The 13,726-nt window shown below is 73.0% G+C and carries 13 protein-coding genes; 4 read left to right on the top strand and 9 right to left on the bottom strand.

The annotated features are described in order from the left end of the window. Positions 1-23: 23 nt before the first annotated feature. The 5 genes from C593_RS0117260 to C593_RS0117240 all read right to left on the bottom strand — a co-directional run bounded on the left by C593_RS0117260 (position 24) and on the right by C593_RS0117240 (position 5,867). Positions 24-812: an SURF1 family cytochrome oxidase biogenesis protein gene (locus C593_RS0117260; RefSeq protein ID WP_018848554.1), complete on the bottom strand. Its 789-nt coding sequence runs from the start codon at positions 810-812 to the stop codon at positions 24-26. A gap of 127 nt (positions 813-939) precedes the next feature. Then, positions 940-1,173 carry a hypothetical protein gene (locus C593_RS0117255; protein WP_005319131.1) on the bottom strand — a complete coding sequence of 78 codons (234 nt, stop codon included), beginning with the start codon at positions 1,171-1,173 and terminating at the stop codon, positions 940-942. Positions 1,174-1,236: 63 nt separating this feature from the next. Beyond that, positions 1,237-2,265, bottom strand: a complete 1,029-nt coding sequence (locus C593_RS29930) for a DEDDh family exonuclease (protein WP_018848552.1) — start codon at positions 2,263-2,265, stop codon at positions 1,237-1,239. Positions 2,266-2,699: 434 nt separating this feature from the next. Beyond that, complete coding sequence (locus C593_RS0117245) at positions 2,700-4,130, bottom strand: CoA transferase (protein ID WP_051093721.1); 1,431 nt, start codon at positions 4,128-4,130, stop codon at positions 2,700-2,702. Between the two features lie 207 nt (positions 4,131-4,337). Continuing rightward, complete coding sequence (locus tag C593_RS0117240) at positions 4,338-5,867, bottom strand: S8 family serine peptidase (RefSeq protein WP_018848550.1); 1,530 nt, start codon at positions 5,865-5,867, stop codon at positions 4,338-4,340. A 271-nt stretch (positions 5,868-6,138) separates the two neighbouring features. Here C593_RS0117240 and C593_RS0117235 point away from each other — a divergent pair, with 271 nt between their 5' ends. From C593_RS0117235 to moaA, 3 genes are all read left to right on the top strand, one after another. Further along, complete coding sequence (locus C593_RS0117235; RefSeq protein ID WP_018848549.1) at positions 6,139-6,507, top strand: DUF485 domain-containing protein; 369 nt, start codon at positions 6,139-6,141, stop codon at positions 6,505-6,507. Next, entirely contained in the window at positions 6,504-8,126 is a 1,623-nt protein-coding gene (locus C593_RS0117230) for a sodium/solute symporter (RefSeq protein ID WP_018848548.1), read from the top strand. Before C593_RS0117235 ends, C593_RS0117230 begins: the two co-directional genes overlap by 4 nt. Before the next feature lie 154 nt (positions 8,127-8,280). Next, positions 8,281-9,270, top strand: a complete 990-nt coding sequence (gene moaA, locus C593_RS0117225; RefSeq protein ID WP_018848547.1) for a GTP 3',8-cyclase MoaA — start codon at positions 8,281-8,283, stop codon at positions 9,268-9,270. Positions 9,271-9,334: 64 nt separating this feature from the next. Here moaA and C593_RS0117220 read toward each other — a convergent pair whose 3' ends face one another. Both C593_RS0117220 and C593_RS0117215 read right to left on the bottom strand, forming a co-directional pair. Beyond that, entirely contained in the window at positions 9,335-9,562 is a 228-nt protein-coding gene (locus C593_RS0117220; RefSeq protein WP_018848546.1) for a hypothetical protein, read from the bottom strand. Between the two features lie 134 nt (positions 9,563-9,696). Further along, positions 9,697-10,062, bottom strand: a complete 366-nt coding sequence (locus tag C593_RS0117215; protein WP_018848545.1) for a DUF3099 domain-containing protein — start codon at positions 10,060-10,062, stop codon at positions 9,697-9,699. Positions 10,063-10,316: 254 nt separating this feature from the next. On the opposite strand from C593_RS0117215, the gene C593_RS0117210 reads away from it, so the two are divergent. Next, positions 10,317-10,595 carry a GlsB/YeaQ/YmgE family stress response membrane protein gene (locus C593_RS0117210; protein ID WP_018848544.1) on the top strand — a complete coding sequence of 93 codons (279 nt, stop codon included), beginning with the start codon at positions 10,317-10,319 and terminating at the stop codon, positions 10,593-10,595. Positions 10,596-10,903: 308 nt separating this feature from the next. Here the strand turns inward: C593_RS0117210 and tyrS are convergent, their stop codons facing one another. Then, positions 10,904-12,172, bottom strand: a complete 1,269-nt coding sequence (gene tyrS, locus C593_RS0117205) for a tyrosine--tRNA ligase (RefSeq protein WP_018848543.1) — start codon at positions 12,170-12,172, stop codon at positions 10,904-10,906. 152 nt (positions 12,173-12,324) lie between these two features. Next, a complete protein-coding gene (locus tag C593_RS0117200; protein WP_018848542.1) occupies positions 12,325-13,719 on the bottom strand; it encodes a metallopeptidase TldD-related protein in 1,395 nt (464 codons plus the stop codon). Between the last annotated feature and the right edge of the window lie 7 nt (positions 13,720-13,726).

Genomic DNA, 13,726 nt, shown 5'->3' with positions numbered 1-13,726 from the left:
CGTGTTCCCTGCTCAGTCGCCCGTTAAGCAGCGGCGGGGGCGGACTCCGGGGCGCTCTTCCCGGGCGCGGCGGCGCGGTCCTGCTTCTCGCGGCGGACGAGAATCACCCAGCCCACGGGCACGGCCGCCGCGAACAGCCACCACTGGACGGCGTAGGCCATGTGCGCGCCGATGGAGGCGTGGTCGGGCTCGGGGATCTGTTCGGGGCCCTCGGCGCCGGCCGCGGGAGCGGTCTGCTCGACGTAGCCGCCGAGAACCTCCCGGTCCAGGAGCTCGGCCTGCTGTCCGCTGTTGATCAGCATGACCTGGCGCGGCGGGAGGCCGGCCAGGTCCTTGATGCCGCTGGCGCCGGTGGTCTCGTCGGCCTTGAGGCGGCCGGTGACGGTCACCGTGCCGGCGGGCGGGGCCGGGACCTCGGGGAAGGCGCGCTGGTCGGCGGCGGCGGGGACCCAGCCGCGGTTGACCAGGACGGCCCGGCCGTCGGCGAGGACCAGCGGGGTGAGCACATGGAAGCCGACCCGGTCGTCGGCGTTGGTGCGCCGGCGCACCACGACCTCGTGCTCGGTGTCGAAGGTGCCGGTCGCCCGCACGGTGCGCCAGTAGTCGGCGCGCGGCACGGTGTGGCCGGGGGAGGTGAGATCCGCCACGGGGACGGGCTTCGCTTCCAGGCTCTTCGCGATCAGCTCGTTCTGCGCGACCCGGCGCTCGTGGCGGTGGAACTGCCAGAAGCCCAGCTCGACCATGGTGGGGATGAGCACGAGGGCGAGCAGGGTGAGGATCACCCACTGCCGGGTCAACAGGAAGCGGTACACGGCGTCGACCGTACCCGCACTCCCGGGCGGACCGGACAACGGGGTCGGGTCGCCCCCGGCCCCGCTGCCCGGTCCATGCGGTCCATGCGGTCCTTCCGGTCCATCCGGTCCGTCCGGTCCGTCCGTTTCACACCCGGTCCACGATGCCCGCCCTCCCCTCCGCCCGGGCGCAGTGCGCCCCGCAGTACCAGTGGCCCTCCGCCTCGACGCCCTGGCCGATGATCTGGACCCGGCAGTGCTCACAGATGGGCGCCATGCGGTGGATGGCGCAGGAGAAGCAGTCGAAGACGTGCACCGCGCCCTGCGCGTGCACCTCGAAGGACATGCCGTAGTCGTTTCCGCAAACCTCGCAACGTGCCATGCGCCACAGGGTGAAACGGTTCCGCGCGGTGGACGGGCGGCCCGGGGCGAGTCGCCGCGCAATTCACTCCGATGCGGGTGCCGGGCCCTCGCCCGCGGGCTTCGCCGGCGTGGACGCGGCGGCGCCCGGCGCCGGGGCCACGTCCGCCAGGAGCTGGGTGAAGGCCGCCTCGTCGACGACCGGGGTCCCGTAGGACGCGGCCTTCACCGACTTGGACGTGGCGGCCCCCGGGTCGTTGGTGACCAGCAGGCTCGTCAGCCGGGACACGCTCGTGGCGATGTGCAGGCCCGCCTCGACCGCCCGGTCCTCCAGCAGCTCGCGTGCGGTCGAGGTGTCGCCGGAGAACGCCACCCGCATGCCCTGCACCAGCCGCTTGCCCGGTTCGTACCGCCCGGGGTTGGGGTACGGGCAGGCGGGCCGCCGGCGCGAGGGCCGCCAGGTGCGGTGTCCGTAGGAGGACTGGTAGCCGACGCGCGGGGCGGCGGGGGTCTCGGACCACTCGGTGAGCGGGCGGCACTCCAGCAGCGGCAGCCGGACGCCGTCCCGCGCCGCCGCGTGCAGACTCGGGCGGAACGCCTCGGCCAGCACCCGCGCGTCGTCCAGGGCGTGGTGGGCGCGCCGCTGCACCACCCCGAAGTGCGCCGCCAGCGACTCCAGCTTGAGATTGGGCAGCGGCAGGCGCAGCTCCTTGGCCAGGGCGATGGTGCACAGGCGCTGCCGGGTCGGGGCCTCGCCGCGCGAGCGCGCGTACTCCCGCGAGATCATCCCCCAGTCGAAGCCGGCGTTGTGCGCGACCAGGACCCGGCCCTCCAGCCGGGCGGCGAACTCGGCCGCGATCTCGCCGAACAGGGGCGCGCCCGCGAGCACATCGGAGGTCAGACCGTGGATCCACACCGGGCCCGGGTCCCGCTCCGGGTTGACCAGGGTGTACCAGTGGTCCTCCACCGCGCCCCGGGCGTCGAGCCGGTAGACGGCAGCGGAGACGATGCGGTCGTCCCGGGCGAGGCCGGTGGTCTCCACGTCGACGACCGCGTACCCCTCGGGGTAGGCGGCCGGCCATGTCGTCGCTGCGGTCGTACGGTCGTCGAGCATGGTCACAGAGAATACGGGCCGCCACCGACAGCGTCCGCGCCCGGTCGCCGGCCGGGGTGCGGGAGCCGTGGCCGGGCGGGGTGCGGTGGCGACCACCCCCAAAAGGGTTCCGCGGACGGCGGGTTGACGCCCGGTCGGGTCCGGCACGGGCTCCCGCACCCGGGTGCGGGAGCGGGGCCGGGCGGGGGACCACTGTCGGGAACGCACAGAATCCGGCGGGCCAGGAGACTGCCTACTTGTCGGTGAGAACATCTGTCCACCGGGTGGACGGCGGCTCTGCCGTGCACGCATGCCGAACCCGCCCCACGTCGTGCTGTGGCCGATCCCCGCCTTCGTCCTGCGCGCCGCCGTGGAGGCGGTGAGCTGCCGCCTGCGTCCCGACGAGGACGCCGCCGGGTACGCGGCCGGCCGGGCGGCGGCCCGCCGCGGACGCCTCAGCCGAGCCAGGCGGGCGGGTCCGCGCCGAGCAGCCCGGAGGGGGACGCCCAGCCGGCCGGGCCGCCGTCGTAGGCGACGGCGGGGAGCGCGTGGCGGAGCCGGCCCCGCGGGGTGTCGGTCTCGGTGAGCCACTCCTCCGGCTCGAAGCCGGCGTCGGGAGCCGGGCGGTCCGTGCGGTCCGGAGTGCGGCGGAAGGGGCCGCCGGTCAGCCAGGCGGCGGTGCCCGCCAGCGACACGTCCACCACCCGGGCCCCGCCCCGCCGGTGCTGGTCCGTCAGCGCGCGCAGCACACCCGCCGCGAGCAGATACCCCGACCCGTGGTCCAGGGCCTGCGCGGGCAGGGCGCCGGGCATGTCGGGGCCCGTGCCTTCCGTGACCGCGATCCCCGAGGCCGCCTGCACCAGGCTGTCGAAGCCGCGCCGGCCGCCCCACGGCCCGGTCCGGCCCCAGGCGGAGATCCGGCCCACCACCAGCCCGGGCCGCCGGGCGGCCAGTTCCCCGGGGGACAGCCCGAACCGGTCCAGCGCGCCCGGGCGGTAGCCGGTCACCACCACGTCGGCCGAGGCGAGCAGCTTCTCGAACACCGCCCGGTCGCCGGGCCGGGCCAGGTCCAGCAGCGCGGACCGCTTGCCGAGGCCCGTGTCGTCGTGGATTTCCTGGGCCTCGGGCAGCGCGGGCGGGTCCAGGCGGAGCACGTCCGCACCGAGGAGGGCCAGGGTCCTGGTGGCCACCGGCCCGGCGAGGACCCGGGTCAGGTCCAGAACGCGGAGCCCCGCGCAGGGGAGCGCGGCCGGGGCGGGGACGACGGCCCGCGGTGCGCACTCCGCCCCGGCCGTCCGCAGGGCCGGCAACGGGTGCGCGGCGGCCGCGGCGCCCTGCGGGTGGGCCGCCCACTGCTCGGGGGTGCGTACGGCGACGGCGAGTCCGCCCGCCGCGCAGACGGTCTCCTCGACCTCGGCCGCCGGCAGCCCGGCCAGCGCCGCCGCGAGGGCGTCCGGGTCCGCGTCGGAGGGCAGGCGGAGGGCGCCGAGCAACCGGGCCCGGTGGTGGGGGTAGTTGGCGTGGGTGCGCACCCAGCCGTCGGCGGTGCGCCAGAAGCGGGACAGGGGCGCGAAGGTGGTGGGCGCCCGGCCGTCGACCCGTACCAGCCGGTCGCCGAGGAAAGCGGTCGCCACGGCGGCGTCGTCCACGCGGACGGCCGGGACGGGGCCGCCGGTGCGCAGCGCGGAGAGTTCGGCGGCGGCCAGTGAGCAGACCGCGACGCAGGAGCGGGCGAGCGCCTGCGCGGGCAGTCGCCCCGGCAGACCGGCCCGGCCGGTGACGGCCGGTCCGGGTGGCGGCCCGGGGCTCCCGCCGAGCGCGGCCCAGACCTCGGCCACACCGTCCACCGGTGCCCGGCCGTCCACGGCAGAGTGATCGTCGCTCATGCGGCCAGTGTCCCACCGCACCGCCGGGCCCGGGGCCGCGGGCCGCCGGCGGACGGCACGGCGGCGGCCCGCGCGCCAAGTCCCCCTGCACGGAAGCGAATCGGGCCTGCGCCGGTGGTCCCGGCACGGGGAAGCCTCGCGCACGGCAGAGGGCCCGGCGCGCGGACGCGCCGGGCCCCTGGGGCCGAGTGGGTCAGCCGGGAACGACTACCAGCGGACCGCGTCCAGGGCGTCCGTGACACCCGTGCCGTAGAAGCCGTTGTCGCGCTTGCCGCCCTCGCAGACCGCGTCGACCGTCCCGTCGTTGTTGATGTCGTACGGGTTGGTGCACGCCCTGTCGTCGGCCTGGGCGTACAGCAGGCCCTTCACCAGCGCCGGGGGCGCGTACGGGTGGGTCGACTTCACCAGCGCGGCGACACCCGCGACATGCGGGGAGGCCATCGAGGTGCCGCCCTTGTAGCCGTAGCCCCCGCCGGGCAGCGTGGACAGGATGCGGCCGTCGACCGCCGGCCCCTCCGGCGGCTGGAACGCGGTCGAGTCGCCACCGGGAGCGGAGATGTCGACGACGCCCTTGCCGTAGTTGGAGTACGAGGCCTTCAGGCCCTTCGCGCCGAGCGCGGACACCGTGACGACGCCCGGGATCTGCGTCGGGATGTCCAGGCACTCACGCGGGTTGACCGTCCGCTCCACCGGGGTGGAGTCGTTCGGGCTGGTGGTGTCCTTGAGCTCCTTCGCGGCGAGGTCCATCCGCGAGTTGCCCGCCGCCGCGACGTTGACCGCGCCCTTGCGCTCCGCGTAGCCCGCGGCGCGCGAGACGGCCTCCACGAGGGCCTTCTGGTCGGCGTCGTTCTTGCAGGCGAACAGCCACGGGTCGGTGTAGTAGCTGTTGTTGGTCACGTCCACGCCGTGCTCGGCCGCCCACACGAAGCCGCAGACGACGGCCTCGGTGTAGAAGAACCCGTCCGGCTGGGAGACCTTGATGCCGGAGACCTTCACGCCCGGCGCGACACCCGTGATGCCGACGCCGTTCTTCGCGGCGGCGATGGTGCCCGCGACATGCGTGCCGTGGTCGGACTCGCCCGGGCCCGGACGCCAGGCGCCGTCGGCCTTGTTCGGCACGCCGCCGACGCAGCTCACCGACGCCTTGCGGTCGAAGTTCGGCGCGAGGTCCGGGTGGGTGTCGTCCACGCCCGTGTCGATGACCGCGACGGTCACCTTGCTGCTGCCGAGCGACTTCTTGTGCGCCTTGTCCGCCTTGATGGCGGGCAGGTCCCACTGCAGCGGCTCCAGCGGGTCCTGGCCGTCCACCGCCTTCTCGGCCGCGGCCTTCGCCTCGGCCGACGCCAGCGGGCGCTCCGACTCGATGGCCATGTCCTTCGCGGGGGCGATCGGCGCCGTGCGCGTGACACCCGCCGACTGCACACCGCGGGCCTTGCGGACCGAGTGCGCGAACGCCGGGTTCTGCGAGTGGACGACGATCACGCCTATCTGGTCGTACGCGTGGACGACCGTGCCGCCTGCCTTGGCTATCGCCTTCCTGACGGCCTTCTTGTCGCCGCCCTTCTTGACGTTCACCACGTAGGACAGCTTCGGGCCGTCCGTCGAGACCGCGGCGGGGACATCCTCGGCGACGGCTGCCGACGCCGTACCCGTCGGCAGGAAGCCCAGCGATGCCGTGAGTGCCAGACCGACGGGGAGCGCGAGTGCGCGCCGTCGTCCGGATCCCAGATGAGCCATGGGTTCTCCACATCATCCGTGACAACCGCCCAGACACCCCTTGCGAATGGGCGGGTTCATGACGAGTGAAGCTATCGCCGATCATGTCGGCTCTTCAATGGATCCGGGAAGGCAAACAACTCGGCGGACACGGAACGCGAAGGAAAAAGACCGGACGTGAACCGGTTCGCCTCGGCCGCCGTGCCGTTGTCAGGGAGTGGAACGTCAACAGGCCACCCCCGCAGGCATCACGTCCCTGACCACCGTCACTTCCGCGTCGCGAGGAGATTCCGTGACCACCGAAGCGCCGCCGCCGCCCCCGAGCGGCCCGGTCCCCGGCCCGGCCCAGCCCACGACGGAGCAGTTCGTCCAGGCGCAGGAGAGTCCGGAATTCGGCGAACTGCGCCGCACCTACCGTTCCTTCGCCTTCCCGCTGACCGTCGCGTTCATCGCCTGGTACCTGCTGTACGTCCTGCTGTCCAACTACGCGGGCGGCTTCATGGGCACCAGGCTCTTCGGCAACATCAACGTCGCCCTGGTCCTCGGGCTCGCCCAGTTCCTGACCACCTTCCTCATCGCCTGGTTCTACTCGCGGCACGCGTCCGCGAAGCTCGACCCGAAGGCGGACGCCATCAAGTCCCGTATGGAGGCCGACGTATGAGCCCCGTGGTGCAGCTCGCGGCATCGAACGCCACCACCGAGCACCGGCCGCTGATCATCACCCTGTTCGCGGCCTTCGTCGTCGCGACCCTGTTCATCACCGTCTGGGCCGGCCGCCAGACCAAGGACGCCGCCGACTTCTACGCGGGCGGCCGCCAGTTCACCGGCTTCCAGAACGGCCTCGCGATCTCCGGCGACTACATGTCCGCCGCCTCCTTCCTCGGCATCGCGGGCGCCATCGCCCTCTTCGGCTACGACGGCTTCCTCTACTCCATCGGCTTCCTGGTGGCCTGGCTGGTCGCCCTGCTGCTGGTCGCCGAACCGCTGCGCAACTCCGGCCGCTACACGATGGGCGACGTCCTCGCCTACCGGATGCGCCAGCGGCCCGTCCGCACCGCCGCCGGCACCTCCACCATCGTCGTCTCGATCTTCTATCTGCTCGCGCAGATGGCGGGCGCGGGTGTCCTCGTCTCCCTGCTGCTCGGCATCACCAGCGACGCCGGGAAGATCGCGATCGTGGCCCTGGTCGGCCTGCTGATGATCGTCTACGTGACCATCGGCGGGATGAAGGGCACCACCTGGGTGCAGATGGTCAAGGCCGTCCTGCTGATCGCGGGCACCCTGCTGATCACCTTCCTGGTGCTGTGGAAGTTCGACTTCAACGTCTCCGACCTGCTCGGCAAGGCCGCCGAGAACAGTGGCCACGGGGCGTCGTTCCTGGAGCCCGGCCTCAAGTACGGCGTCTCCGAGACCTCCAAGCTGGACTTCATCTCCCTCGGCATCGCCCTCGTCCTCGGCACCGCCGGTCTGCCGCACATCCTGATCCGCTTCTACACGGTGCCCACGGCCAAGGCCGCCCGTAAGTCCGTGATCTGGGCCATCGGCATCATCGGCGCCTTCTACCTGATGACCATCGCCCTCGGCTTCGGCGCCGCCGCGATCGTCGGCCCGGAGACCATCACCGAGTCCAACAAGGCGGGCAACACCGCCGCCCCGCTGCTCGCGCTCCATCTGGGCGGCACCGACTCGGCGGCCGGCGCGATCCTGCTCGCCGTGATCTCCGCCGTCGCCTTCGCCACCATCCTCGCCGTGGTCGCGGGCCTCACCCTCGCCTCCTCCTCGTCCTTCGCGCACGACATCTACGCCAACGTCATCCGCAAGGGCCAGGCCACCGAGCAGGAGGAGGTCCGGGCCGCCCGCTGGGCCACGGTCTTCATCGGCGTCGTCTCCATCGCCCTGGGCGCCCTCGCCCGAGACCTCAACGTGGCCGGCCTGGTCGCGCTCGCCTTCGCGGTCGCCGCCTCCGCCAACCTGCCGACGATCCTCTACAGCCTGTTCTGGAAGCGTTTCACCACCCGGGGCGCCCTGTGGTCCATCTACGGCGGCCTGGCCACCTCGGTCCTCCTGGTGCTGTTCTCGCCGGTGGTCTCCGGCAAGGCCAGCTCGATGTTCCCGGACGTGGACTTCGCCTGGTTCCCGCTGGAGAACCCCGGCCTGGTCTCGATTCCGGTCGGTTTCCTGCTCGGCTGGCTCGGCTCGCTGCTCTCGAAGGAGGAGCCGGACAAGGGCAAGTACGCGGAACTGGAGGTCAAGTCCCTGACGGGCGTCGGCGCCCACTGACCCTCCCCGCGCGACCCGCATCCCGCCACGGCCGTGTCGTAGGGTCCTACGACACGGCCGTGCCGTGCCTCGTGCCAAACGTCCCGGCCCGCCGACGGACCACTGGCGTAGGCTCGAACACGTCAGTTACGCGAACCAGGGGAGGGGGCCCACCGTGCTCATCGACACCTACGGCCGTGTGGCCACCGACCTGCGGGTCTCCCTCACGGACCGCTGCAATCTGCGCTGCACCTACTGCATGCCCGAGGAAGGGCTCCAGTGGCTGGCCAAGCCCGATCTCCTCACGGACGACGAGATCGTCCGGCTGATCCGGATCGCGGTCGCCGAGCTGGGGATCGACGAGGTGCGCTTCACCGGCGGCGAGCCGCTGCTCCGCCCCGGCCTCGTCGGCATCGTCGAACGGGTCGCGGCCCTGGAGCCCCGCCCCCGGATGTCCCTGACGACCAACGGCATCGGCCTGCGCCGTACCGCCGAGGCCCTGCGCGCCGCCGGCCTGGACCGGGTCAACGTCTCGCTGGACACCCTGCGCCCCGAGGTCTTCAAGACCCTCACCCGCCGCGACCGCCACCGCGACGTCCTGGACGGCCTGGCCGCCGCCCGCGACGCGGGCCTCACTCCGGTCAAGGTGAACGCCGTCCTGATGCCCGGACTGAACGACGACGAGGCCCCCGACCTGCTCGCCTGGGCCGTCGAGAACGACTACGAGCTGCGCTTCATCGAGCAGATGCCGCTCGACGCCCAGCACGGCTGGAAGCGCGACGGCATGATCACGGCCGGTGACATCCTCGCCTCCCTGCGCACCCGCTTCACCCTCACTCCCGAGGGTGACGAGCAGCGCGGCTCCGCCCCCGCGGAGCGCTGGACGGTCGACGGCGGACCGCACCGCGTCGGCGTCATCGCCTCGGTGACCCGCCCCTTCTGCCGCGCCTGCGACCGCACCCGGCTCACCGCCGACGGACAGGTGCGCACCTGCCTCTTCGCCACCGAGGAGACCGACCTGCGGGCGGCGCTGCGCTCCCAGGCGCCGGACGAGGAGATCGCCGGGATCTGGAAGCGGGCGATGTGGGGAAAGAAGGCCGGATCCGGTCTGGACGACCCGTCGTTCCTCCAGCCCGACCGCCCGATGTCCGCGATCGGCGGCTGACCGCCGCACCGGCCCCGGCCCGCCGGGGCGCGTGCCCGTGGGGCGTTGCGGGGTGTGCGCGGCGCTACGGAGCGTCCTCTGCCTGCCGGCGCTCCCACTCCGGCAGCGTCACCACGTCCTTGAGGAAGCCGCGCACCCCCAGGAACTGCGACAGATGCTCGCGGTGCTCCTCGCACGCGAGCCAGGTCTTGCGCCGCTCGGGCGTGTGCAGGGTGGGGTTGTTCCAGGCGAGGACCCATACGGCCGGCACCCGGCAGCCCTTCGCAGAACAGATCGGCGTCTCGTCGTTCACCCGGTCATTGTCCCCGCATGGCGACGCCGGGCAGCCACGGGGGGAGCTGCCCGGCGTCGGTCCGTCGCCCCGACGGGGGATGCGGAGCGCGTACGAAGTATGTCACGAGCAACGGCTCGGCGTGCACAGGAACTTCATGATTGATCTGAGGTTTTCTTGAGGTTCTCGAAGGGCTCGTTTTCCGCCGTGGCGTCCGCCCCCGCCGGGGCGATCATCGGCGGCAGCGGGGCGGCCGTCACATACGCAGAGGGCAGCGAAGGGGCGTTCTCCCGGCCCGCGTTGGCGATCACCACCGCGATGTACGGGAGCAGGATGCCGAGGGCCAGCGCCACGACGGCGACATAACGCTCCACGTCCCACAGCGCCGCCGCGAGGATCACGGAGACGGTCCGCACGGACATCGAGATCACATAGCGCCGCTGCCGCCCCCGCACGTCGTCGGCGAGCCCCTGCCGCGCGCCCGTGATCCGGAAGACCTCGGCCTCGCCGCGCTTGAGCATCACGCTCCACCACCTCGTGTCCCGTGCCGGGCGTTCCCGGACCAGCCGCCCTGACCGCCTCCACGGTACGCCGCGGCCCCGCGCCCCACGAGAGGGGCCCCGTCGGGTGGCCGGCACGGGACCGGGCCCCCGCCGGGCGGCCGTCCCCGGGCGGCCGTCGCGCCGCCCGGCGGCGCCCCGAGGTGCGGCGCAGCGTGAGCGGCACGACACTGGCAGGCGTAACTGCTCACGCGGAGCCGTACAAGGAGGCAGCCATGGGCTGGTTGTGGGCGATCATCGTGGGATTCGTGCTCGGTCTGATCGCGAAGGCGATCATCCCGGGCAAGCAGCACAGTCCGCTCTGGCTGACCACCATCTTCGGCATTCTCGGCGCCATCGCGGGCAACGCCCTGGCCAGGGCGTTCGGCATCGAGTCCACCCCCGGCATCGACTGGGGCCGGCACATCTTCCAGCTGGGGGCGGCGATCGTGATCGTCTTCCTCGGCGACATGGCCTACACCTCGATCAGGGGCAACAAGCGCGAACGCGCCTAAGGCCTGTCTGACACATGGCGTCGTTCGCCCGGAGGGCGGGGCTGCGGTGTCCGGTGCGTGCGATCGCAAGGCGGAGGGTGGGGGCACCTCCCGCGCCGCCAGGCGCAGGGGGAGAGAGCGCAGCGGGCTGCGCCGACGACCGACAACGCGGCATGGGGGCACCGCCCGGCGAAGCCAGGGGGAGTGCGTGCAGGGCGCCGCAGCCCAGACGGGATGTGTCAGACAGGCCTTAGCGTCCACCCCACGGAACCGGCGGAGGCCGGGCGGACACCTCGTCCGCCCGGCCTCCGCCGTTCACCCGTCCGGGCTCAGCCGGCCGCGACCTCGACCGCCGCCAGGTTCCGCTTGCCCCGGCGCAGCACCAGCCAGCGCCCGTGCAGCAGGTCCGAGGCGGCCGGGACCGCGTCCTCGGCGGTGACCTTCACGTTGTTCACGTAGGCGCCGCCCTCCTTGACCGTGCGGCGCGCGCCCGACTTGCTGGGCGCCAGACCGACCTCGGTCAGCAGGTCCACGACCGGCAGCAGCTCCGTGACCCGGGCGTGCGGCAGCTCGGAGAGGGCGGCGCGCAGCGTCGCCTCGTCCAGGTCGCCCAGCTCGCCCTGGCCGAACAGCGCCTTCGACGCGGCGACCACCGCCGCGCACTGGTCCGCGCCGTGCACCAGGGTGGTCAGCTCCTCGGCCAGCGCCCGCTGGGCGGCGCGCGCCTGCGGACGCTCCTCGGTCTGCCGCTCCAGCTCCTCCAGCTCCGCACGGGAGCGGAAGGACAGGATCCGCAGGAAACGGGAGATGTCCCGGTCGTCCGTGTTCAGCCAGTACTGGTAGAACGCGTACGGCGTGGTCATCTCCGGGTCCAGCCACAGCGCGCCGCCCTCGGACTTGCCGAACTTGGTGCCGTCCGCCTTGGTCATCAGCGGCGTCGCCAGGGCGTGGACATGGGCGTCCGGCTCCAGGCGGTGGATCAGGTCCAGGCCGGCCGTCAGATTGCCCCACTGGTCGCTGCCGCCCTGCTGGAGGGTGCAGCCGTAGCGCCGGTACAGCTCCAGGAAGTCCATGCCCTGGAGCAGCTGGTAGCTGAACTCGGTGTAGCTGATGCCCTGTTCGGACTCCAGCCGGCGGGCGACCGAGTCCTTGGTGAGCATCTTGTTGACGCGGAAGTGCTTGCCGATGTCCCGCAGGAACTCGATCGCCGACATGCCCGCGGTCCAGTCCAGGTTGTTCACCATGACCGCCGCGTTCTCGCCCTCGAAGGAGAGGAACGGTTCGATCTGGCTCCGCAGCCGGGTCACCCACTGGGCGATGGTCTCCGGGTCGTTCAGGGTGCGCTCCGCGGTCGGCCGCGGGTCGCCGATCTGGCCCGTCGCCCCGCCGACCAGCGCCAGCGGACGGTGCCCGGCCTGCTGGAGGCGGCGCACGGTCAGCACCTGCACCAGGTGCCCGACGTGCAGACTGGCCGCGGTCGGGTCGAAGCCGCAATAGAAGGTGACGGGACCGTCCGCGAGAGCCTTGCGCAAAGCGTCCTCGTCCGTGGACTGGGCGATCAGCCCGCGCCACGTCAGCTCGTCGACGATGTCCGTCACGGTTCTTCGGTCTCCTCGGGTGCGCGCACGCGTGCGTGGATCGACGTGCGTGGATCGACGTGCGCGGATGGGTGGGTGGATCGGTGGGTGGATCGTGGCAGCCAGTCTATGACCCCGCCGGGCCGGGCCTCGCGGCCCGGCCCGGCCAGGTGTCAGACGCCCTGGCTCACCGAGCTCATGTTGAAGTCCGGCACCCGCAGCGCCGGCATCGCCGCCCGGGTGAACCAGTCGCCCCACTCGCGCGGCAGCGTCTTCTCGGTGCGCCCGGCTTCCGAGGCCCGGCCCAGCAGGTCCACGGGGGACTCGTTGAAGCGGAAGTTGTTCACCGCGCCGACGACCTCGCCGTTCTCCACCAGGTACACCCCGTCCCGGGTCAGGCCCGTGAGCAGCAGGGTCGCCGGGTCCACCTCGCGGATGTACCAGAGGCAGGTCAGCAGCAGACCCCGCTCGGTGGCCGCGACCATGTCCGCGAGCGAGCGCTCGCCGCCCGCGTCCAGGATCAGGTTGTCCGCGGCCGGGGCCACCGGCAGGCCGGTCAGAGCGGCGCTGTGCCGGGTGGTGACCAGGCGCTCCAGCTTCCCCTCGCTCATCCACCGGGTCGGCGCCAGTGGGAGCCCGTTGTCGAAGACCGAGGCGTCGTCGCCGGAGGAGTGCGCGATCACGAACGGCGCGGACTCCAGACCCGGCTCGTGCGGGTCGCTGCGCAGGGTCAGCGGCAGCGGCGACAGGCTCTCGCCGACGCGGGTGCCGCCGCCCGGACGCGAGAAGACCGTACGGCCCTCCGCCGCGTCCCGGGCCGCCGAGGACCAGAGCTGGTAGATCAGCAGATCGGCCACGGCGGTCGGCGGGAGCAGGGTCTCGTAGCGGCCGGCCGGCAGCTCGATCCGGCGCTCCGCCCAGCCGAGCCGCTCGGCCAGCTCCGCGTCGAGGGCCGCCGGGTCCACGTTCTTGAAGTCCCGCGTCGAGCGCCCCGCCCACGCGGACCGGGCGCGGTCCGGGGACTTGGCGTTCAGCTCCAGGGTGCCGCTGGGCTGGTCGTGCCGGAGCCGCAGACCGGTGGAGGTGCCGAGGTAGGTCGAGGTCAGCTCGTGGTTGGCGAAGCCGTACAGCTCCCGGCCGCCCGCACGGGCCCGGGCGAACGCCTCGCCGAGGGCCGGTGCGAAGTCCGTGAACACGGCGGACGAGGTCTCGGCAGGCGCGTCCGTGAAGTCCGGGGAGGCGGGCACCCCGGTCACCAGGGGCCGGGCGTCCTCGGCGGGCCCGGCACCGCGCGCGGCGGCCTCGGCGGCCCGCACCAGCGGCTCCAGCTCCTCCGCGGTGACCGCCGACCGCGAGATCACGCCGGAGGCGGTGCCCTCGGCGCCGTCCACGGTGGCGATCACGGTGAGGGTGCGGCCCCGGGTGACGCCGTTGGTGGTCAGCGCGTTGCCCGCCCAGCGCAGGTTCGCCGAGGACTGCTCGTCGGCGACGACGACACAGCCGTCCGCCGTGGACAGCTCCAGGGCGCGCTCGACGATCTCGTGCGGCTTGGTGGTCCGGGGGCTCATCGACCCG

The organism is Streptomyces sp. CNT372 (assembly GCF_000377145.1).
Note: the sequence above shows the minus strand (reverse complement) of the source record. Positions and strands in the feature narration are given on the sequence as shown.